17 protein-coding genes and 1 pseudogene are annotated in these 20173 nt (G+C 73.4%); 7 read left to right on the top strand and 11 right to left on the bottom strand.

What is annotated here, in order from left to right:
- Nucleotides 1-9: 9 nt before the first annotated feature.
- From BLW78_RS22850 to grxD, 3 genes are read left to right on the top strand one after another with little or no spacing between them, the layout of a single operon-like run.
- A complete protein-coding gene (locus BLW78_RS22850) occupies nt 10-246 on the top strand; it encodes a BolA family protein (protein ID WP_007568343.1) in 237 nt (78 codons plus the stop codon).
- A 23-nt stretch (nt 247-269) separates the two neighbouring features.
- On the top strand, nt 270-764 hold the full coding sequence (locus BLW78_RS22845; protein WP_091682298.1) for a DUF29 domain-containing protein: 495 nt from the start codon (nt 270-272) through the stop codon (nt 762-764).
- A 39-nt stretch (nt 765-803) separates the two neighbouring features.
- The gene (gene grxD, locus BLW78_RS22840; protein ID WP_012318124.1) at nt 804-1142 is read left to right on the top strand and encodes a Grx4 family monothiol glutaredoxin; all 339 of its coding nucleotides are present in this window, start codon (nt 804-806) and stop codon (nt 1140-1142) included.
- A gap of 156 nt (nt 1143-1298) precedes the next feature.
- Here grxD and BLW78_RS22835 read toward each other — a convergent pair whose 3' ends face one another.
- Entirely contained in the window at nt 1299-1955 is a 657-nt protein-coding gene (locus tag BLW78_RS22835; protein ID WP_091682297.1) for a class I SAM-dependent methyltransferase, read from the bottom strand.
- Nucleotides 1956-2053: 98 nt separating this feature from the next.
- Between BLW78_RS22835 and rlmN the strand changes: the two genes are divergently transcribed.
- Nucleotides 2054-3328, top strand: a complete 1275-nt coding sequence (rlmN, locus tag BLW78_RS22830; RefSeq protein WP_041372269.1) for a dual-specificity RNA methyltransferase RlmN — start codon at nt 2054-2056, stop codon at nt 3326-3328.
- Between the two features lie 103 nt (nt 3329-3431).
- Here the strand turns inward: rlmN and BLW78_RS22825 are convergent, their stop codons facing one another.
- The 4 genes and pseudogenes from BLW78_RS22825 to BLW78_RS22810 form a co-directional block, all read right to left on the bottom strand.
- Nucleotides 3432-4556 (bottom strand): mechanosensitive ion channel family protein, encoded by a 1125-nt coding sequence (locus BLW78_RS22825; RefSeq protein ID WP_091682296.1) that lies wholly within the window; start codon nt 4554-4556, stop codon nt 3432-3434.
- A gap of 291 nt (nt 4557-4847) precedes the next feature.
- A complete protein-coding gene (locus BLW78_RS22820; RefSeq protein WP_091682295.1) occupies nt 4848-10154 on the bottom strand; it encodes an alpha-2-macroglobulin family protein in 5307 nt (1768 codons plus the stop codon).
- A gap of 126 nt (nt 10155-10280) precedes the next feature.
- Nucleotides 10281-10580 carry an antibiotic biosynthesis monooxygenase family protein gene (locus BLW78_RS22815; RefSeq protein ID WP_091682289.1) on the bottom strand — a complete coding sequence of 100 codons (300 nt, stop codon included), beginning with the start codon at nt 10578-10580 and terminating at the stop codon, nt 10281-10283.
- 16 nt (nt 10581-10596) lie between these two features.
- Nucleotides 10597-11017 (bottom strand): annotated as a pseudogene (locus BLW78_RS22810) (Kdo hydroxylase family protein).
- A gap of 206 nt (nt 11018-11223) precedes the next feature.
- Here BLW78_RS22810 and BLW78_RS22805 point away from each other — a divergent pair.
- Entirely contained in the window at nt 11224-11673 is a 450-nt protein-coding gene (locus BLW78_RS22805) for a DNA-directed RNA polymerase sigma-70 factor (RefSeq protein WP_026604809.1), read from the top strand.
- Between the two features lie 138 nt (nt 11674-11811).
- On the opposite strand, the gene BLW78_RS22800 is transcribed toward BLW78_RS22805, so the two are convergent.
- Complete coding sequence (locus BLW78_RS22800) at nt 11812-12810, bottom strand: l-ornithine N(alpha)-acyltransferase (protein WP_091682363.1); 999 nt, start codon at nt 12808-12810, stop codon at nt 11812-11814.
- A gap of 172 nt (nt 12811-12982) precedes the next feature.
- Nucleotides 12983-13465, bottom strand: coding sequence for an Hsp20 family protein (locus BLW78_RS22795; RefSeq protein WP_042673074.1), 483 nt, complete (start codon nt 13463-13465; stop codon nt 12983-12985).
- Nucleotides 13466-13682: 217 nt separating this feature from the next.
- Between BLW78_RS22795 and BLW78_RS22790 the strand changes: the two genes are divergently transcribed.
- Nucleotides 13683-14717, top strand: coding sequence for an alpha/beta fold hydrolase (locus BLW78_RS22790; RefSeq protein ID WP_091682284.1), 1035 nt, complete (start codon nt 13683-13685; stop codon nt 14715-14717).
- A 4-nt stretch (nt 14718-14721) separates the two neighbouring features.
- Here the strand turns inward: BLW78_RS22790 and BLW78_RS22785 are convergent, their stop codons facing one another.
- Nucleotides 14722-15246, bottom strand: coding sequence for a SixA phosphatase family protein (locus BLW78_RS22785; RefSeq protein WP_091682282.1), 525 nt, complete (start codon nt 15244-15246; stop codon nt 14722-14724).
- Between the two features lie 212 nt (nt 15247-15458).
- Here BLW78_RS22785 and BLW78_RS22780 point away from each other — a divergent pair, with 212 nt between their 5' ends.
- The gene (locus BLW78_RS22780; RefSeq protein WP_020092444.1) at nt 15459-16382 is read left to right on the top strand and encodes a class I fructose-bisphosphate aldolase; all 924 of its coding nucleotides are present in this window, start codon (nt 15459-15461) and stop codon (nt 16380-16382) included.
- 13 nt (nt 16383-16395) lie between these two features.
- Here BLW78_RS22780 and BLW78_RS22775 read toward each other — a convergent pair whose 3' ends face one another.
- The 3 genes from BLW78_RS22775 to BLW78_RS22765 are packed head-to-tail and all read right to left on the bottom strand — an operon-like array spanning nt 16396 to nt 20144.
- The gene (locus tag BLW78_RS22775; RefSeq protein WP_091682281.1) at nt 16396-17331 is read right to left on the bottom strand and encodes an NAD-dependent epimerase/dehydratase family protein; all 936 of its coding nucleotides are present in this window, start codon (nt 17329-17331) and stop codon (nt 16396-16398) included.
- A gap of 16 nt (nt 17332-17347) precedes the next feature.
- Entirely contained in the window at nt 17348-18418 is a 1071-nt protein-coding gene (locus BLW78_RS22770; protein WP_091682279.1) for an MraY family glycosyltransferase, read from the bottom strand.
- Nucleotides 18419-18458: 40 nt separating this feature from the next.
- Nucleotides 18459-20144: a methyl-accepting chemotaxis protein gene (locus tag BLW78_RS22765; protein ID WP_091682277.1), complete on the bottom strand. Its 1686-nt coding sequence runs from the start codon at nt 20142-20144 to the stop codon at nt 18459-18461.
- Nucleotides 20145-20173: the final 29 nt, after the last annotated feature.

Here is a 20173-nt window from a genome sequence, read left to right as displayed (position 1 = left end):
AGTTTCCCGATGCCGATGGATGCGGGCGAGATCGAGCGCATGATCCGCGAGGCCCTGCCGGATGCGCAGGTGGAGATCCGCGACCTCGCGGGCGACGGCGACCACTACGCCGCCACCGTCCTGTCGGCGGCCTTCAAGGGCAAGACCCGGGTGGCGCAGCACCAGATGGTCTACGGCGCCCTCCAGGGCCGGATGGGCGGCGTGCTCCACGCCCTTGCGCTTACCACGGGCGTCCCGCAGGATTGAGCCTTCTCGCGGGAGCGCTCCCGATGGACCGACCGAGTCTCTACGACGACGACATCGTGACCTGGGCCGAGGAGCAGGCGGCGGCCCTGCGAGCGCTGGCCGAACGGCCTGAGCTGTCGAACGCGGTCGATTGGGAGAACGTTGCCGAGGAGATCGAGAGCGTGGGGCGTTCGCATCTGCGGGCCGTCGAGGGGCTGTTGATCCAGACGCTCGCCCACCTCCTCAAGCGCGCGTCCGCCCCGCTCGCGCCGGCCAGCCTGCATTGGCGGGAGGAGGTCGCGACCTTCCAGATCACCGCCCGGAATGCCTACGAAGCGTCGATGCGGCAAAGGCTGAACTGGAGCAGGATCTGGAAATCGGCCGTCACGGCGGCCGAGGCTGGTCTCGGCGCCTATGGGAACGCGCTGCTCCCGGGACTGCCGGAGGCCTGCCCGTTCCGTCCTGAGGATCTGCTGACCGAGACTTTCGACATAGAGCGCGCACTTCGTACGATCGCCGCGTCGGTTGCGCGCCGCTGATTCAGGCCTCACATACGACCGACGAACAAGGACAGAGCGATGACCGACGTCAACACGACCATCCAGAACGAGATCGCCTCCCAGGACGTGGTGGTGTTCATGAAGGGCACGCCGCAGATGCCGCAATGCGGCTTCTCGGGGCAGGTGGTGCAAATCCTCAACTACCTCGGCGTGCCGTTCAAGGGCGTGAATGTCCTGGCCGATCAGGAGATCCGGGAGGGCATCAAGGCCTTCTCGAACTGGCCGACCATCCCGCAGATCTACGTGAAGGGCGAGTTCGTCGGCGGCTGCGACATCACTCGCGAGATGTTCCAGTCGGGCGAGCTGCAGACTTTCCTGTCCGAGAAGGGCGTGCCGGTGAAGACCGCCGCCGCCTGACTCTTTTGAGACTCGGCACATTGGATGAGGGCGCCCGCCGGCGCCCTTTTTCGTGCCTGTCTTTGCGAGCGCAGCGAAGCAATCCAGGGCGGCTCGAGCTCGGCGGGCGTGGCGCCGCTGGATTGCTTCGCTCCGCTCGCAAAGACGGCGAATGGATCAGCGCGGCTCCCGCGCGACGAACAGCGCCACGCAGCCGACGACCGTGATCTCGACCGACCGGAACCGCTGCTCCAGCGCCGCGCGCAGCGCCGGCAGGGTGTCGGCGGCGTTCGAGAACACCCCCTTGCGGTTGTAGACCCGCATCAGCGCCCGCGCCGCGCCCGTGGTCGGGACGCCGCCCGACAGGATCGTGGCGCCGAACACCACGCCGTCGTCGGCCAGGCACGGTCGCACCGTGTCGAAGGCCCTCGCCTTCGCGGGGATGTCGCCCGGCAGGCAGTGCAGCAGGTAGGTCATCCCGATCGAGTCGAACGGCGCGATGCCGGTAGCCGGGGCGGCGAGCACGTCGATCCGGTAGGTCTCGGGCCGGTAGCGCGCGATCCGGTCGGCCGCGAAGGCGAGGCTGTCGGCGTTGAGGTCCATCAGGCCGACCCGCGGCGCGGGCGCCGGGAACCGGCATCGGTCGAGGTACCAGCCGGTCCCGACCCCGACGTCGAGATGCGCGAGGCCCGCGTGCCGGTCGTAGAGATCGAGGATCCGCGCCGTGGGGCAGCGCCAGATCAGGGGGTTCGACAGGCGCAGCACCACGAGGTCGTAGATCTGTAGCGTCCGCGGATTGTAGATCGCCTGCCCGGCTCGGGTGTCGGTCGCCATGGCTCTCCGTCAGGGCCCCTGTGGGCGGCACGCATTCGCCTTCGCTGCCGCGATCGCGTATATCAGACCCTTTCCAACGTATGGATCGTTTGAACACCATGGCGACGCCGTCGCTCGACAGCGCCCGCGCGGCCGATGCCGCGATCGAGAAGGCGCCGGATCTCCTCCCCGAGGCGCTGCCCGGCCGCCGCCCCTCGCTGGTCGGCTTGACCCGCGACGCCCTCAAGGCACAGCTCATCGGCATGGGCGTGCCCGAGCGCGAGAGCCGGATGCGCGCCGGCCAGGTCTGGCACTGGGTCAATTTCCGCGGGGCGTCCGACTTCGCCGAGATGACCAACGTCGGCAAGGCGCTGAAGGCGCAGCTCGCCGAGCACTTCACCCTGGAGCGGCCGGAGGTGGCGAGCCGGCAGGTCTCGCGCGACGGCACCCGCAAGTGGCTCCTGCGCATGGCGCCGACCAACCGGCAGGAGCACAACCGCGGCGCCGAGATCGAGTGCGTCTACATTCCGGGGCCCGACCGCGGCACGCTGTGCGTGTCCTCCCAGGTCGGCTGCACGCTGACCTGCTCTTTCTGCCACACCGGCACGCAGCGCCTCGTGCGCAACCTGTCCGCGGCCGAGATCGTGCAGCAGCTCGTCACCGCCCGGGACGAGCTCGGCGACTGGCCCGGCCAGATGCCGAGCCGCGACGCCGGCGGCTCCGGCGAGGTCGGCCGGCTCGTGACCAACATCGTGTTCATGGGCATGGGCGAGCCCCTCTACAACCTCGACGCCGTGGTCGACGCGGTCGGGGTGATGTCGGATCAGGAGGGCCTCGGCCTCTCGCGCCGCCGGATCACGGTCTCGACCTCGGGGGTCGTGCCGCAGATCCCGCGGCTCGGCGAGCAGGCCAACGCCATGCTGGCGATCTCGCTGCACGCCGTGCGCGACGACCTGCGCGACGAGCTGGTGCCGCTCAACCGGAAATACCCGATTGCCGAGCTGCTCGCGGCCTGCCGGGCCTATCCGGGCCTGAGCAACGCCCGCCGGATCACCTTCGAGTACGTGATGCTGAAGGGAGTCAACGATTCGGACGCGGACGCGCGGGAGCTGGTGCGCCTGCTCAAGGGCATCCCGGCCAAGATCAACCTGATCCCGTTCAACCCCTGGCCGGGTAGCCGCTACGAGTGCTCGGACTGGGACCGGATCGAGCGCTTCTCCGAGATCGTGTTCAACGCCGGCTACGCCTCGCCGGTGCGCACGCCCCGCGGCCGGGACATCCTGGCGGCCTGCGGCCAGCTCAAGAGCGAGACCGAGAAGCTGCGCGCCCGCGCCCGGTTGATGCAGGAGGAGGGTATCGGCGTGGAGAGCTTCTACGCCGGCGCCGACGACTGACAACCGGCCTTGCGAGCGCAGCGAAGCAATCCAGAGTAGCGCCACGCGCACAGATGGCGCGCCGCCCTGGGTCGCTTCGCTGCGCTCGCGATGACGGGGCGGCTCACGCCGCAAACCGCCGCTCCTCCGCACGGCGAAGCGGCATCTCCGCGGCCCCGACCCATTCCGTCCGGTGCCGCGGCAGGGCCTCCGGGTGCTCGGCCTGGAGCCACGTGATCATCGCCTCGCGGACCACGCAGCGCAGGTCCCAGGCCTGGGGCGCGTTGCGGGCGCTGACCAGCATCCGGATCTCGATCGTCGCTTCCTTCGCGTCCGAGACCTGGAGGTTCACCACCTTGCCGTCCCACAGGGGCGTGGCCCCGGCGATCTCGGCGAGCTTCTCGCGCATCGCCGCGACCGGCGCCCGGTGGTCGACGTAGACGAACACGCTGCCGATCAGCGAGGCGCCGTCGCGGGTCCAGTTCTGGAACGGCTTCTGGATGAAGTAGGTCAGCGGCAGGACCAGCCGGCGCCAGTCCCAGAGGCGGACCACCACGTAGGTCGCGGTGATCTCCTCGACCCAGCCCCACTCGTTCTCGACGATGATCGCGTCCTCGATCCGGATCGGCTGGGTGATGGCGATCTGGATACCGGCCACGAGGTTCGACAGGACCGGCTGCATGGCGAGACCGAGGACGAGGCCCGCCGCGCCCGCCGAGGCGAGCAGGCTGACGCCGTACTGGCGCACCGGCTCGAAGGTCATCAGCGCCACCGACAGGGTGACGAGCGCCACCAGCGTCACGCCCGCCCGCTCTAGGATGCGCATCTGGGTGAAGTGCTTGCGCGCCAGGAGGTTGTCCTCGGCGTCGAGCTTGAACCGCCGCAGGTAGATCACCGTGGCGATGTGCAGCGCGGTGGCGCAGCACCAGCCAGTCAGTGTCACGAAGGCCACCAGCAGGATCTGGTTGAGGGCGATCCGCACCTCCCAGGACAAGTGCACAGTGGTCGAAGCGAGGCTGATCGCCACCACGATCAGGCCGAGGCGGCTCGGCCCGCGGGTGCGCGACACCAGCGAGCGCCAGAACAGGCTCTTGCCCGCGACCGCCCGCTTCATCGCCCGGTAGACCACCCCGTGCAGGGGCATCACCACGGCGCAGCAGGCGACGATGAGGATCAGGCTCTCGGCCCACCACGGCAGGTAGGCCAGCGCGCGGGCTGCGGAGCCGGCGCGCGCGTCGAGGTCCGGCATCGGGCATCGCTCCACGGGTTCCGAACGGGACCTGGAGGAATGGGTGGGCGCTCACGGCGGTTCCGCAGCGCACCATGTGCCCGCCGCAACGCAGCAGCCCGGCCCGGCGGGTTGCGCCGTGACGTCCTAGTCGGATCCGGACGACGGCCTCCGCACCCCCGTCCTTGCGAGCACAGCGAAGCAATCCAGGGTAGCGCCACGCTCACCGATGGCGCGCTGTCCTGGGTCGCTTCGCTGCGCTCGCGATGACGGGCGGACCCCGACGAGCGGAGCGCGCGAACGCCGTCCGCCCTACTTGGCCGCCCCGACCGTCACGCTGCCCGAGGCGGTCCGGCCGAACCGCGCCGGCCGGTACATGTCCTCCACGGTGGCGCCCGGATGGACGTAGGTCCCGGGCGAGACCGCACGCACCGTGTAGGCCACGGTGAAGAAGGCCGACTGGCTCGGGTCGCGGTCGTAGGCGGCCACGAACCGGTCGTCCCGGAACTCGGTGTGGACCGGCTGCACGTCGGACTTGGCGAAGGCGAGCCCCTGGAGGGCGTCGGCGTCGAGGAGCTTCGGATTGTCGATCTCCAGCCCCGCCGGCAGCGGATCGACCAGCAGGAGCCGCGCCGCCTCCGCCTTGGCCTCGGTGACCTTGAGCACCACCACCAACCTGTCGTTCTGGCGCAGGCCGCTCGCCGGATCGACGGTGCTGCCGTCGAGGCGGCGGAAGCTGCGCTCGATCGTGTAGCCCTGCTGCGCCGCCGGCTCCGGCACCAGGGGGCTGCCGTTGACGGTCACGGCCACCTGCACAGGCGCGCGGCCGGTATTGGTGAGCTGAACGCCCCGGTCGGCCAGGGCCGCCTCCCGATAGACCCGCGCCAGCATCCCGGTCTGCGGGGCGCCGTCCAGGGTGAACGAGAGGGCGCCCGCCTCGTTCGACAGGCTCTCGGCGGCGAGCACCAGCCAGGCATTCTCCTGCGTGCTCGTCGCACGCTCGGATTGCTGCTCCTCGCCGAGCGCGGAAGCCGCGGGGCCCAGCGCCCCCTGCGCCAGCCCGCTCTCGGCGGCCAGGGTGATGAGCCCGGCCCCGTCGCGCAGGCGGGAGCCGTAATCGGCGCGGTAGACACCCTTGTCGCGCTCGGCACGCAGGACCGTGAGCGCCGATTCCATGGTCTTGGCGGCCCGGCCGCGGTCGCCGAGCAGCGCCAGAGCGGCGGCGAGCTGCGCGCGCCCGAGGGCGGAGGAGAAGTCGCCGATCTTGGTGTCGGCGAGGTAGCGCAGGTCGCCCATCACCGGCCGGCCGTTCCGGGCGAGCACATAGGCCGCGTAGGCGAGGTCGGCGCCGCCGTTGCGCACCTCGGTGGCGTTGGCCACCGCGTTGCGCAGGTAGTCGAGGGCCTGGGCGAAGGCCTTCTGCGGCACCGCGAAGTTGCGCTCGCGGGCGCGGGTCAGGAAGTCGGTCACGTAGGCGTCGAGCCAGAGGTCGCTCGATCCCTGCGCCGACCACAGGCCGAAATCGCCGCTCGAATCCTGGCGGGCGAGCAGGCGCTCGATTGATTCGCGCACCCTTTCGTCCGCGCCCGCGTCGAGGGCGAGCTTCTCCAGCGCCGCGAGCTTGTTGACGTAGAGCAGCGGCATCGCCCGGCTCACCACCTGCTCGGAGCAGCCGTAGGGGTAGCGGTCGAGCGCCCGGAGCAGGGCCGCCACGTCGACCCCGGGGAGGGCCGTGGCCGAGAGCGAGACGCTGCCGGTGCCGGGCTGCAGGTCGGCGAGGAGGTCCGAGGTCAGCGTCAGGTTCGCCCCGGGGGCGAGGCTGCGCACCGAGCGGCGCAGCAGGGCGCCCGTCCCCGGCGAGATCCCGAGGGCGAAGCTCTGATTGAGGGCGGCCGGGAGGCTGGGCCCCGACAGGGCGAGGTCGAGCCGGGCCGTGCCGGGTCCGGCGGCGGTGAGGGGGATCGCGAACTGGCCCTTGGCGCCGGCCTCAAGCCGCAGCGTCTGGCGCAGCGCGCTGGCGCCGACCACGACCGGGCCGGTCGGGCTCAGGTCGACCGTGTACTCGCCCGCCTGCCCCTCGACGTTGTCGAGGGCCACGAACAGGCGCGATCGGTCGCCGGTGTCGAGGAAGCGCGGCAGCGTGGCGCTGAGCACGACCGGGTCGCGGATGATCACGTCGGCCTGCGCCTGCCCGACCCGGTCGCCGCTCCAGGCGGTGACCATGACGCGGCCGGTGCCGTTGAAGGCCGGGATCGGGAAGGTGACGCTGGCCGCGCCGTCCGACCCCACGGTCACCACGCCGGAATAGAGCGCCAGCGGCGCCTGGGTCGGCGGGGAATCGGCGAGTTCGCCGCCGCCCGCGTCGCCGCCGGAGCGGATCGCCCCGGCCGAGCCCTGCATGCCGTCGATCAGGTAGCCGTAGAGGTCGCGGACCTCCGGTCCGAGTGCCCGCTGGCCGAGGAAGTACTGGGTCGGGTCCGGCGCCGCGTAGCGGGTCAGGTTGAGGATGCCCACATCGACCAGCGCCACGGTGATCCGTGCCGGCTCGCCGGCCTTCAGTCCTGTGAGCTGGACCGGCAGGGTCAGGTCCTGGCGCGGGCGCGCCCGCTCCGGCGCCTTCAGGGCGACCCCGAGGCTGCGCCGCTCCCGGTCCACCGAGAACCACGCCAGACCCAGCGCCCGGCCGGGCAGGCGCTTGGCCGCTTGGTCGAGGGGCCGGTAGGCGGTGGCCACCAGGTAGGCGCCGGCGCCCCACTCGGCCTTCACCGGGATGCTGACCGTTGTGCCGCCCTCCGGCACGCTGACCTCCAGGGTCTGGTGAACGCGGTCGCTGACGACCATCAGGCTGGCCTGACCCTTGAACTTCGGGCTGAGCTTGGCCCGCAGCGTGTCGCCGGCCGCGTAGGCGGCCTTGTCGAGGGTCAGGTCGAGGAGGTCCGGCGCCTCCGCGGTCTCGGAGCCGCCCCAGCCCACCTCGAAGCCGAGGCTCGCACCCGCCTCCGGGGCGCCCGCGGTCGAGACCTCCAGCCGGTAGCGGCCGAGGCCGACCGGCGCCTCGATCCGGCTCGGGCCGGCGGCCGTGAGGTCGACGGTGCCGCTGGCGACGCGCCGGGCGGACTTCACCGCCTCGAACGACCAGCGCCCGTCCGCCCGGTACCACTGGTAGGAGGAGTCGATCCGCGACAGGGTCCAGCTCACGCCCGGCCGGGCAACGAGCGCCCCGTCGGGGCGCGCGAACACCACGTCGAAGCCGGCGATCCCGCCCTCCTTGAGGTCGGTGAAGCCCTTGCGCAGGGCGAGGACCGGGCTCGCCGGGAGGATCGGCAGGGTCAGGCTGCGCGACAGCGCCCGGCCTCCGGGCTCGCCGACCGCCAGCGTGATCTTCGCCTCCAGCGCCCGCGGCGCCGCGACCTGGGGCACCGGCACCGTGACGGTGGCGGCGCCCTGCGCGTTCGTGGTGGCGTGGTCCTGCAACTCCTGGGTCGTCGGCTCCACGGCCTCGTCGTCGAGACCGATGGAATAAGTCTCCAGTCCCTTGATGCCGCTGGTGGCCGCCGCCTGCACGGTCACGCTGCCCGACACGTCGAGATCGGAGCCCGGGGCGCCGTAGAGGTAGCGGGCGGCGACGTCGACCTGCGCGGCCTCGCCCCGGTTCAGGGCCGCCTGCCGGGCCTTGAGGGTCACCTCCAGCCGCTCGGGGACGTAATCCTCCACGAGGAAGCTGGTCTCGCCGATCGCGGGCGCCTTCGGGTCCGTGTAGGCGGAGACCCGCCACGTGCCGTGCATCGCCCCCGACAGGAGCGGCAGCGGCAGGGCCCGGCCGCCGAGCCCCTGGTCGGGCACCGAGACGCGCCGGTACTCGACCCCGTCCGGCCGCTTGACCACCAGGGTCAGCGGCAGGTCCGGCACAGCGGCGCCGCGGGGGTCGCGCAGCAGGGCGGTGAGCTGGACGGTCTCGCCCGTGCGGTAGACCCCGCGCTCCGGGAACAGGTAGGCGTCGAGGCCGCCGGTCTCGGGCCGTCCCTTCACGCCGCGGTCGGTGAGGTCGAAGGCGCCGAGGTTGAGGTCGAGGAAGCCGTAATCGCCGCCCGCCTGCGCGACCACGAGGCTCGGCGCCAGGCCGCCCTCCCCGCGGGCGAGCCCGGGATCGAAGGCGACGTGGCCCTGCGCGTCCGTGGTCCGGGTGCCCAGCACCTCGTTGTTGCGGGCGACCAGCCGGATCTCGGCGCCCGGCATCACCTGCGCGGAGGCGAGCGAGCGCAGGACCACGGTGACCCCGTCCCGGCCCTTGGTGGCGGTGAGCCCCAGGTCGGAGACCACGAACCACTGGGTCGCCTGGGTGTCGTACTCCTCGTCGGAGGCGGCCGTGCCGGAGGGGCGGGCCAGCATCACGTAGAGGCCGGGCTCGAGCTTGCCCACGGCCTGGAGGACCGGGAAGGCGGTGACGGCCTCCTGATTGATCTCGGCCTTGGCGGTGTCGAGAGTGCCCTTCCAGACGCGCTGGCCCTTCTCGGACGCGATCGTCCGGGCGGTGGACCCGCTGAGCTGGCCCAGGAAATCCTCCGACCGCAGGGTCGGCAGCAGGCCGCGATCGCCGATCCGCAGCACCTCGACGTCGAGCTTCGGCGCGTTCACCGAGACCAGGGGCACGCCCGCTTGGCCCGTCCGCGGCAGGACGTAGTTGCGCCCGGTGAAGCGCACCTGCGGGGCGCGGTCGCGGACGTAGATCTCGTAATCGGCGGCCTTGAGCAGGCTCTCGCCGACCGCGGAGGGCAGGCCCTGGCGGACCACGATGGCGTAGCGGCCGCCGTGCTTGAGCCCGTCGACGCAGACCTGGGAGCCCTCCCCGGTCACGGCGGCCGCGCTGCTGCCCGAGACGGCGACGAAGGGGGCGTAGTCGGTCTTGGGGCGGATCGCCTCCGAGAAGGTGAAGCAGGCCCGGGGGGCGGCCGCGTCGGAATCGACCTTGTAGTCGAGGATCCGGAAGCCGTGCTGCGCCCGCACGGTCTCGTAGGTCTCCCGGACCGAACCGGTCTCGGCCAGCGCGAGGCTCGCCGCGTAGGCGTCGAGCGCCGGGCGCCAGGATTCCTGCTCGGCCTCGGCGGCGCCGAGCGCCGCCAGCGCGGCCGCGGCGTCGGCCGCCGTGCCGGCGCGCTCGTAGGTGCGGTAGGCGGCGGCCGTCACCCGCCCGCGAAGGCGCGACCGGCCCTGGTAGTCGTTGTCCTCGAGGGCATCCAGGGCCGCCGCGGCCCCCCGGGCATAGGCCTGCCAGTTGCGCGCGTCGGCCGGATCGGCCGCCACCGCGGCGGTCAAAGGCGCCAGCGCCTCGTCGGGCTTATCGGCGGCGAGCAGGGCCAGCCCGGCCGCGCGGGACTGGCCGGCCGGCCGCAGCGGGCCGCCGGCCTCCGCCTTGAGCGCGGTCTCTAGGCGGACCGCCGCGCTGGCGAGGTCGGCCCGGACGAAGGTCCTGGCGAACGGCGCGGCGACGGCCGTCGCCGGGCGGGGCGCGGTGCGAGCCGTAGGTGGGGACAGGGCCGGCGAGGTCTGGGCGAGGGCCGGATTGCTGGCGATCCCTCCGAGGAGCGCCAGGGCACCCGCGAGCCGTCCGAGCCGCGCCATCAGCCTGTTCCCCACCCGCAATCCCGATGATTCGTCCCGGGTCCCGTCGCGCCGGAGCCTAGCACCGGCGGTCGGGCTCGCAACGCTTCGGATCGCTGTAGGCCCTGCCCGGCCTCGCGCCGAGGCTCAGAACGCCTTCAGCACCTGCTCGGCGTGCTCGACGGCGACCGGGCCGTCGAAGCAGTGGGAGACCAGGGCGCGGTAATCCTGCCAGGGCTGCGAGCCGGTGAAGTCCTTGGTGTGGGCCTCCAGCGTGTCCCAGTGGATCATCAGGCGGTAGCGCTGCGGATGCTCGATCGAGCGCCGGACCTCGAAGTGCCGGCAGCCCTTGGCCTGCTTGAAGATCGCCGAGGCCTCGGTGATGCCCTTCTCGAACTCGGCCTCGAGGCCGGGCTTGATCTCGATCTGCGCGATTTCGAGGATCATCGGTGCGGTTCCTGTCTCAGGTGCGACGGGCGCGGCCGAGCTTGGCCGCGAGGATACGCTGCGGGCTTAAGGTGGGGTCGGCCTGGGCGGCGACCGGCAGGTAGGCGGTCAGCTCCAGCATGTAGCGGCCGCCCATGGCGCCGTGCATCACGAGGTCCGAGAGGGTCCCGGGTGAAGGCGCGGACGCGGATCAGCAGCCGGCGCAGGGACTCCCGCTCCTCCGGCGTGCCGGTCGCGCCGCGCAGCTCGGCGGCCGCGCCGCGGATGCAGACGTTCTCGGCCCTGCCGTCCGCGAAGGGCCGCTCGGTGAACCGGCGCTCGAACGCGCTGAACGGGAAGGGCAGATCGGGGAACAGCAGCACCGCCGCGGCCTCCAGCCCCCGCGCCCGGGAGCCGGACGCCTCGCCGGGGACAATTCTGCGGATCGGGGTGATCATCGTCTGCGCGCCCGCGGCCGTCACGGTCCGGCTCCCTCTAGCGGAGCCGCCGGGGGGAGGCCAGGGACGCGCATTTCCGGTGGACGGCGGGTGTCATCCACCGGCGCGGCGGAGCGCACCCGCCGGATCGGCTTGCGCAACCGCTTCGTTCCCGGCACGTTCCCCGGCCAGCACCCGGCTCGAGAGCCCGGCGGAGGATGGCGCCGATGGCGACCCTGAAGGAATTCGAGGAGGCCCTGCGCGAGCACGGCATGAACATGGCGCTGGCGCTGCTGGAGCGCCTGCGCGAGCGCGACCGCGCCACCCGGACGGTGAAGCCCGCCCGGCGGCTGACCGGACAGAAGATGACCCCGGAACTCGCCCGGGCGATCCTGGACCTGCACGCCACGACGGGCATGACCCAGCAGGAGATCGCCTTCAAGGTCGGGGTCAACCAGGGCCGCGTGAACGAGGTGATCAAGCGCGGCAAGTGGCTGAGCGACGACCCGAACGCCCCGGAGGCCGTGGCCCGCGACAAGGCGGTGGCCCGGATGCGCGGCGACCCGAAGCCCAGGAAGGCCGCCGCCGCGCGCCCCGCCTCCGGGCGGGCCAAGGAGCGCAAGGCCGCGCCGCCGAAGGCGCGCAACCAGGGTCAGCTGGCTCTGGGGGATCTCTGAGGGGCGGCCGCGCCGTCGTCCTCGCGCGCGGATCGGAGCAACCCAGGGCAGCGCGACCCTGCGAAGCGCGGCGACGCTGGATCGCTCCGCTCCGCTCGCGAGGACGGTGCGGGCTCCCGCCTCCGATGCCCCGCGCTCTCACCCGGCCGGCGCGAAATGGCCCCGGTAGCGCGCCCCGATCACCTCGACCGGCAGCGCGACGAACACGTCCGTCGTTCCGAACTGGCGGTCGATCACCGCACCGTCGCCGAAGGTGGCGCCGAGGCGCAGGTAGCCCTTGATCAGGGGCGGCAGCGCCTGCAGGGCCGCCTTGGCGTCCACCGCCTCGCGCGGCATCCGGTCCATCGCCACCGCCCGCTCCGGCAGCGCCCGGGCCCGCCAGCCCTCCGGCGCGCGGGCATGGTGGTGCAGGAAGGCGAGCGGCAGGGCCAGCCGGTCCGGGTCGGTGCCTTCCAGGCTCGCGCAGCCGATCAGCGCGTCGATCCGGTGGTGCAGGACGTAGGCGTAGATCCCCTGCCACAGCAGCTCGACGGTCCGCTTGCTCCGGTAGGGCTTGAGCACGCAGGAGCGGCCGAGCTCCAGGAGCCGCCGGTGCCCCTGCGCGGCGAGAAGCGGCGCGAGGTCGTACTCGCTCTCCGAGTAGAAGCCGGTATGCCGCTCGGCCACCTCGCCGCGCAGCAGCCGGTAGGTGCCGACGACCTTCGGGCGCGGCTCGACGAAGGGCTTCTTCCGCCGCGGCGCCGCGTGGTCGAGGACGAGGAGGTGGTCGCAGACCGCGTCGTAGCCGTCGACGTCGCGCCGGGACAGGGCGGCGAGCCCGGAGGGCACCGCCGACATCTCCTCGTAGAAGACCTTGTAGCGCAGCCGCTGGGCCCGCCGGATCTCCGATTTCCGCGTCGCCAGCCGGACCTCGAGGCTGCCGATGCGGCCGAGGCTGCGGCCCTCGAACGGCTCGGGCAGGCGGATCGCCCGCTCGGCCGAGAGCACGTCGTCGATTCCGCCCACGCCCGCGACGCCCGGCAGCGGGACCGACCGGCGGCGCAGCTTGGCGATCGGCGCGCCGACGCCCCACTGCACGCCCCTGTGCCAGCCGGCTCCGAGCGCGCTGTAGGCTCCGCGGGCGAGATTGGCGACCATCGTCGGGTTCACTCCGGGTGCGCATCCGTGCACCGTCGAATCCGACAGAGAGCACGACGGCCACACGCCATTATGACAGCCGCCACGAGAAAGCGCCCCGGCCGGGGCCGAGGCGCTCCAAGAACCTGATCGGTACCTGATGTGGACCTGACGGTTTCCGCGCGGGGCGGGGTCAGGCGGCCTGCTGGACCGCGTCCTTGCGGACGTCGCCCTCGATCACCGGGGCGCTGGGGCGCGCCGCCGAGGCGATCTCGATGCGACGGGGCTTCTTCGCCTCCGGAACCTCGCGGACGAGGTCGATGTGGAGGAGGCCGTTCTCCAGCGCCGCACCCGTCACCTGGACGTGGTCGGCGAGCTGGAACCGCCGCTCGAAGGCGCGGGCCGCGATGCCCTGGTGCAGGAACTCCGCCCTGCCCTCGGCCTTGCGCTCGCCCTTCAGCGTGAGCGCGTTCTCCCGCACCTCGATCGACAGGTCGGACTCGGTGAAGCCGGCGACCGCGACGGTGATGCGGTAGGCGTTCTCGCCGGTCCGCTCGATGTTGTAGGGCGGGTAGGTCGGGGCCGCCTCGGCGCTCGCGAACTGGTCGAGGGCGGAGAACAGGCGGTCGAAGCCGACGGTGGAGCGGTACAGGGGAGCGAGATCGAACTGACGCATGACATATCCTCGTCTGAGCAACATGCAATTCCGGTCCGCCCGATGGGCCGGACCCGTCTCTCGTGCCGCCTGACGGCCGGCACAGACGAGATATCGGAGGGGGAAAATCGCGCTTCAAGACCCCCGGCGAGGGTCGGAAACGAGATTTTTTCGCTACGGTCGCAGAGTGCATCCGGGCGTGTATCGGACGGTGCGCGAAGGCGCTGAGGTGAGGCCAGTGAGACGCTTCGACGGTGACACCGGGCGCGAGCCGCCGCTCCTGACCCTGCGCAGCACCCCCGACAACCCGGTCCCGCCGGGCGGCACGCTGATCGCCGTCGGCACGCGCGACGACTGCACCCTGCGGGCGGCCTACTGGCAGACCACGGCGCGCACCTGCCGGGGCACGGTCTGCCTGCTCCAGGGCCGGGCCGAGTTCATCGAGAAGTACTACGAGACGATCCACGAGCTGCGCGCCCGGGGCTTCGCGGTCGTGGCCTTCGACTGGCGCGGCCAGGGCGAATCGGACCGCCGGGTCGACGACCCCCACAAGGGCCACGTCGCCCGGTTCGACGATTACCGGCTCGACCTGCGGGCGGTGGCCGAGACGATCCTGGTGCCGCTGATGCCCGAGCCCCATGTCGGCCTCGCGCATTCCATGGGCGGATGCGTCGCCCTCCTCGCGGCCCTCGACGGCGCGCTGCCGTTCCGGCGGCTGGTGACCCTGGCGCCGATGCTGTCGATCCGGATGGTCCGCTGGCCGGCCGGCGCCGCGATCCTGTCGCGGAGCCTGCAGCGGCTCGGCCTCGGGAGCCGCTACATCCCGTTCGGCAAGCCGGTCTCGATCGCCACCAACCCGTACGCCGGCAACCGCCTTTCGCGCGATCCCATCCGCTACGCTCGCAACGCCGCGGCGGCGCGGCAGGTCGGCGCCGGCGCGGTCGGCGACCCGACGATCGCGTGGCTCGCCGAGGCGTTCCGCGCGATGGCGCGGCTGCGCGACCCGCGGGCGGCGCCGCGGATCGGGCTGCCGACCCTGATCGTCGCGGCGGGCGCCGACCCGGTCTGCGGCACGGCGGAAACCGAGCGCTTCGCCGCCCGGCTGAAGGCCGGCCATATCCTGGTCCTGCCGAATTCCCGGCACGAGATCCTGACCGAGCGCGACGCGATCCGGCAGGATTTCTGGGCGGCCTTCGAGGCTTTCGTGCCGGGCTCGCCCCTGCCGACCCACGCGGAGGTCGAGGCGCACGCCGTCGCGGTGCCGGTCGCCTGAGGCGTCAGCCGCCGAGATCCGGGTCGATGTCCCGCGGGCGCACGTACCGGTCGAGGTGCCCGCGGCCCGGCGCGATCTCCGCCCAGCGGTCGCCGTCGAAGTCGATCACCACGAAGGCCGCGGTCGGGAATTCCAGGGCCAGCCGGTCCCGGGCCGCCCGCGGTCCCGAGCCCGCGAGGATTGCGGCGAGGTCGCCGAGGCCCGGATTGTGGCCGACGACGATCAGCGTGGCGGCCGCGTCGGGCGCCTGCCGGATTACCCCGAGGATCCGGTCCGCCGGCGCCTCGTAGATCTCGGAATGCCAGCGCGTCTCGGGGCTGCCGAGGGCCGCCTCCATCGCGGCCCAGGTCTCGCGGGTCCGCGCGGCGGTGGAGACCAGGGCGAGGTCCGGGCACAGGCCCTCCCGCGCGAGGTGGGCGCCCACCGCCGGGGCGGCCCGTTTCCCGCGCGCGTTGAGCGGGCGCTCGTGGTCCGCCACGCCCGGCGGACGGTCGGACTTGGCGTGCCGCAGCAGGATCAGCCTGCGCATGAGCGAACCTCTGACGGTCTCGTGGGCCGGTCTCGGGCTGCCGGTTCGGGCGCGCGCGGCCGGACCGGGCGGCGCCCGCTCCCGCCCGGTTAGCCGAAAGCGCCGCGTGCGGGAACCTCGGCTTTGCCCGCACCGTTCCGACCGGGAGCCGTCCGCAGCACGGCCCGCGGCCCGATCCGCGGCGCGACGGTCTCTGGCCAGGAGGCTGCCCGATGGACCGATCCGCCCGCGTCACCGAGATCCTGTCGTGGTACGGGGCCGACAGCCCCGGGACCCTCACCAACCTCGCCCGGATGCTGGAGCACGGCAAGCTCGGCGGCACCGGCAAGATGCTGATCCTGCCCGTCGACCAGGGCTTCGAGCACGGGCCCGCCCGCAGCTTCGGCCCGAACCCGCCGGCCTACGACCCGCACTACCATTTCGAGCTGGCCCTGGCGGCGGGGTGCAACGCCTACGCGGCGCCGCTCGGCTTCCTGGAGGCGGGCGCGCGCGACTATGCCGGGCGCATCCCGCTCATCCTGAAGCTCAACGATCACGACCTCCTGGCCGACGAGGAGGATCCCGAGCAGGCGATTACCGGCTCGGTGGCCGACGCCCTGCGGCTCGGCGCCTGCGCCATCGGCTTCACGATCTACCCGGGCTCCGCCCACCGCAACGCCATGTACGGGCAGATCCGCGCGATCGCCGAGGAGGCCAAGAGCGTCGGCCTCGCCGTGGTGATCTGGTCCTACGCCCGCGGATCGGCCCTGTCGAAGGAGGGCGAGACCGCCATCGACGTGATCGGCTACGCGGCCCAGATCGCCGCGCAGCTCGGCGCCCACATCATCAAGGTGAAGCTGCCCTCGGCCCATATCGAGCAGCCGGCGGCGAAGAAGGTCTACGAATCGACCGGCATCCCGATCGGCACGGCGGCCGAGCGCGTCCGCCACGTGGTGCAGTGCGCCTTCAACGGCCGGCGGATCGTGATCTTCTCCGGCGGCGCCCAGGCGGAGGAGGCCAGCTTCCTCGACGAGATCCGCGCCATCCAGGCGGGCGGCGGATTCGGCTCGATCGTGGGCCGCAACGCGTTCCAGCGCTCGAAGGCGGACGCCCTGTCGCTGCTCGGCAAGATCACCGACATCTACGCGGGCCGCTGAGGCAGCCCCGCGTTCAGCCGCCGTCGCGGGCCAGCCGGGCGAGCCCGTCGCGGGTCGGCCCGGCCGGCCGCCAGCCGAGGGACGCGAGCCCGTCGGCGCGGGCGACGAGACCCTCGGCGACGCGGGCGAACTGCGCGTCCCGGCCGGTCAGCCGGCAGGCCAGCCGGAGGAGCCCAGCCGGGACCGGGACGAGGCCCGGGCCGCGGCCGAGGCCCCGGCGCAGCGCCGCGATCATCTCGGGCAGGCTGAGCGGGTCCGGGTCGGCCGCGACGAGGGCGCGGTTCAGGGGGGCGGGCGCCCCCAGCACCGCGTCCACGGCACCCGACAGGCTCTCCAGCGCGATCAGCGAGCGCCGCGCCGCGAGGCCGCCCAGCGGCAGCGGGTAGGGACTGCGCGCCAGCCGCAGGAGCGCGGCCATGTTGCCCTTCACGCCGGCGCCGTAGACGAGGACCGGGCGCAGCGCGACCCAGTCCAGGCCGGTCTCGGCGAGCGCCGCCTCGGCCTCCAGCTTGGAGCGGCCGTAGGCGTCGGTGGGCCGGGGCGGATCGCCCTCCCCGACCACGCCCGGCGCGCTCGCCCCGACCTGCGCGCGGATCGACGACAGGAACACGAAGCGGCGCACCTTCGCGCGCGCCGCGGCCTCCGCCAGCCGGCGCGTCGCCTCGGTGTTGAGCGTGCGGTAGTCGTCCTCCGGTGCCCCCGACGCCGCCGGACCGAGATTGGCGTGGGCGAGGCCGGCCGAGTGAACCACCGCGTCGACGCCGCTGAGGGCCGCCGCCATGTTGATCGGGCGGGTCAGGTCGCCGACGACCGCGCTCGCCGCGCCCTCCGGCACGGTCGTGGGCCGGCGCAGCAGCACGCGGACCCGGTAGCCGCGCGCGGTGAGGTCGGCGAGCAGGTGGCGGCCGATGAAGCCGGTCGCCCCGGTGAGCGCGATGAGTCCGGTCACGGCTGGGCGGCCTCTGTCACGGCTGGGCGGCACCTTCGGCGGGGGCCGGCGCCGGGGCGCGGGCGAAGCGGCGGAGCAGGGCGGCGACCAGGGCGAGCCCGGCGGCCGATGCGGCGAGCGTGACCGGCCAGGACGGCCAAAACAAGGTCGCGGCGGCGAGCGCCGCCAGGGCGAGATTGGCCGCGAACACCCGTCCGACCACGCCGGGCACGGTGAGCCCGTTGACGGTGGCCCGCTGGTAATAGTGCCCGCGATGCGCCTCCCAGATCCGCTCGCCCCGCGCCGCCCGCGCGGCGAGGGTCAGGCTGGCATCGGCGAGGTAGACGAGCGGCAGCAGCAGGGCGGCGGCGAGCCCGCCCGCCAGGGCGAGCTGGCACAGCAGCCACGCGGTGACGAGCCCGACCGGCAGCGAGCCGACATCCCCGAGGAAGAGCCGCGCGACCGGCCGGTTGAACGGCGCGAAGCCCAGCACCGCGCCCAGCAGGCTCGCCGCCACCAGGGTCGGCAGCGGCGGCAGGTGCCCGGCGAGGCCGATGAGCAGGAGCGCGCCCGCCACCGGGACGATCTCCGCCACCGTCATCCAGTCGAGCCCGTCCATGAAGTTCGTCAGGTTGACGAACCACAGGCCGGCCAGCAGCGCGAGGCCGCGCTCCAGCCAGAGCGGCAGGCCGGGCAGCAGGCGCCCGTCCAGGTGCCAGACCAGCAGGCCGACCACGACGGCCTGCACGGCGAGCCGCAGGGCGGCCGGCAGCGGCCGGACGTCGTCCACGGCGCCGAGGAGAGCCAGGGCCAGGGCGCCGGCGGCGAGCCAGATCCAGTCCGGCCGGCCGCCGATCTCCGGCGCCGCGATCAGCAGGCCCGAGATCGTGACCAGCGCCGTCACCACGGCGATCCCGCCCCCCTGCGGGGTCGGCACGGTGTGGCTGGAGCGGGCGTTCGGCCGGGCCAGGGCGTAGCGCTGCAGCAGCGGGCGCAGGCGCAGGATCAGGCCCGCCGAGAGCGCCGCGGCGAGGGGCACCGCCAGGAGCAGGATCGCGGTCAGGGCGGACGGGAGGGCGGACAGGGCGGGCGGCACGTCGGGCGGCATGGCGCCGTCCTACGCGATCCGCCGCCCGACCGTGAGGGGGTTACGCCGCCCGCACCGTGGCGAGGAAGCGCGCGACCTCGGCCCCGAGATGCTCGGACTGGCGCGACATCTCGCTCGCGGCCCCGAGCACCTGGGCGGCGGCGGCGCCCGTCTCCTCGGCGGACTGGGCGAGGCTCGCGATGGTGCCGGTCACCGCGCCGGTGCCGGCGGCCGCCTCCGCGACGTTGCGGACGATCTCCTGCGTGGCCGCGCCCTGCTGCTCCACGGCGGCCGCGATGCTGGAGGCCACGCCGTCGATCTCGCGGATGCGCCGGCCGATCCCGTCGATCGCCGACGCCGCCTGCCCGGTGGAGGACTGGATCCGGCCGATCTGGCCGGTGATCTCCTCGGTGGCCCGGGCGGTCTGCTCGGCGAGCGCCTTGACCTCCGAGGCCACCACCGCGAAGCCGCGGCCCGCGGCGCCGGCGCGCGCCGCCTCGATCGTGGCGTTGAGCGCCAGCAGGTTGGTCTGGGCCGCGATCCCGGAGATCAGCGCCACCACGTCGCCGACCTTCGCGGCCGCGCCGCTCAGGTCCTGGACCAGCGCCACCGTGTTGGTCGCCTCGGCGACCGCGACCCGCGCGAGCTCCGCCGAGCTGCTGACCTGCCGGCCGATCTCCTGCACCGAGGAGCCGAGCTCCTCGGCGGCGGCCGCGACGGTGTTGACGTTGGCGGCGGCGTCGCTCGCGGCGCCCGCGACGGTGCCGGACTGCCCGGCGGCCTCGGTCGCGCTGCCGGTCAGGGTCCGGGCGGTGGCCTCCAGCTCGGTCGCGGCCGCCGACACGCCGCCGACGATGCCGCCCACCGCCTGCTCGAAGGCGTCGGCCATGGCCCGGGTCGCGGCCCGGCGCTGCGTCTCGGCATCGGCGCGGGCCAGCGCCGTCTCGGCCTCCAGGGCGCGCGCGCGGACGAGGTTGTCGCGGAACACCACCACGGAGCCCGCGAGCGCCCCGATCTCGTCGCGGCGCTCCTGCCCGGAGATCGCCACCTCGGCGTCGCCCGCCGCGAGGCGCTGCGTGACGGCGGCGATCTTGCGGAGCGGCCCGCTGACGCCGCGGGTCACCAGCACGAAGGCCCCGAGCGCCACCAGCAGGGCGAGGCCGGCGAGCGCCAGCACGTTCCGCTTGGCGGCGTCGTAGGTCTGCCCGATCAGCGTGCCGCTCGCCTGCGAGCCTTCGCCGTTCAGGGCGACGAGCTTCTCCCAGTCGGCCATGATGGCGCGGATGCTGTCCGACATCACCGTGTTGTAGATCCGCTGGCCGCCGGCAACGTCGCCCGCCTCGGCCTTGGCCACCGCCTCCCGCTGCTGCTCGGCGTAGGTGGCCACGTGCTGGCGGAAGGCCGCGTAGGCCTCGCGCTCGGGCTGGGTCAGCGGCAGGGCCTCGTACCGGGCGTACTGGGCCGCGAGCAGCGCGTCACGCTTGGCGATCTGGTCGGCGACCTCTGCGCGCAGCGCGGGCGTGTCGGCGGTGATCAGGCGGACGGCGTTGACCCGCTGCCGCATGAAGTTAATGCCGATCCGGCCGAGGGCGTCGGTGGCCGGGATGCGCGTGTCGCGCAGCTGCGCGGCGGCGGACTCGATGCGGCCGAGCTCGGCCAGCGAGAGGCCGCTCGTCGCGGCGATCAGCAGCACCAGGGCCGCGAGACACAGGCCGAGCTTGGCCGCGATGGAGATACCGGCGCGCATAGGATTCGTCCCCGGTCCCGCACTTGGGA

This window comes from Methylobacterium sp. 275MFSha3.1, assembly GCF_900108435.1.
Taxonomy (GTDB): Bacteria; Pseudomonadota; Alphaproteobacteria; order Rhizobiales; family Beijerinckiaceae; genus Methylobacterium.
This window is presented reverse-complemented; position numbering and strand designations above follow the sequence as displayed.

Excerpts from the sequence above, each read along its gene's own strand:
- BLW78_RS22850 (WP_007568343.1), top strand. The coding sequence starts at position 10 with ATGCCGATGGATGCGGGCGAGATCGAGCGCATGATCCGCGAGGCCCTG.
- BLW78_RS22845 (WP_091682298.1), top strand. The coding sequence starts at position 270 with ATGGACCGACCGAGTCTCTACGACGACGACATCGTGACCTGGGCCGAG.
- grxD (WP_012318124.1), top strand. The coding sequence starts at position 804 with ATGACCGACGTCAACACGACCATCCAGAACGAGATCGCCTCCCAGGAC.
- BLW78_RS22835 (WP_091682297.1), bottom strand. The coding sequence starts at position 1,955 with ATGGCGACCGACACCCGAGCCGGGCAGGCGATCTACAATCCGCGGACG.
- rlmN (WP_041372269.1), top strand. The coding sequence starts at position 2,054 with ATGGCGACGCCGTCGCTCGACAGCGCCCGCGCGGCCGATGCCGCGATC.
- BLW78_RS22825 (WP_091682296.1), bottom strand. The coding sequence starts at position 4,556 with ATGCCGGACCTCGACGCGCGCGCCGGCTCCGCAGCCCGCGCGCTGGCC.
- BLW78_RS22820 (WP_091682295.1), bottom strand. The coding sequence starts at position 10,154 with ATGGCGCGGCTCGGACGGCTCGCGGGTGCCCTGGCGCTCCTCGGAGGG.
- BLW78_RS22815 (WP_091682289.1), bottom strand. The coding sequence starts at position 10,580 with ATGATCCTCGAAATCGCGCAGATCGAGATCAAGCCCGGCCTCGAGGCC.
- BLW78_RS22805 (WP_026604809.1), top strand. The coding sequence starts at position 11,224 with ATGGCGACCCTGAAGGAATTCGAGGAGGCCCTGCGCGAGCACGGCATG.
- BLW78_RS22800 (WP_091682363.1), bottom strand. The coding sequence starts at position 12,810 with ATGGTCGCCAATCTCGCCCGCGGAGCCTACAGCGCGCTCGGAGCCGGC.
- BLW78_RS22795 (WP_042673074.1), bottom strand. The coding sequence starts at position 13,465 with ATGCGTCAGTTCGATCTCGCTCCCCTGTACCGCTCCACCGTCGGCTTC.
- BLW78_RS22785 (WP_091682282.1), bottom strand. The coding sequence starts at position 15,246 with ATGCGCAGGCTGATCCTGCTGCGGCACGCCAAGTCCGACCGTCCGCCG.
- BLW78_RS22780 (WP_020092444.1), top strand. The coding sequence starts at position 15,459 with ATGGACCGATCCGCCCGCGTCACCGAGATCCTGTCGTGGTACGGGGCC.
- BLW78_RS22770 (WP_091682279.1), bottom strand. The coding sequence starts at position 18,418 with ATGCCGCCCGACGTGCCGCCCGCCCTGTCCGCCCTCCCGTCCGCCCTG.
- BLW78_RS22765 (WP_091682277.1), bottom strand. The coding sequence starts at position 20,144 with ATGCGCGCCGGTATCTCCATCGCGGCCAAGCTCGGCCTGTGTCTCGCG.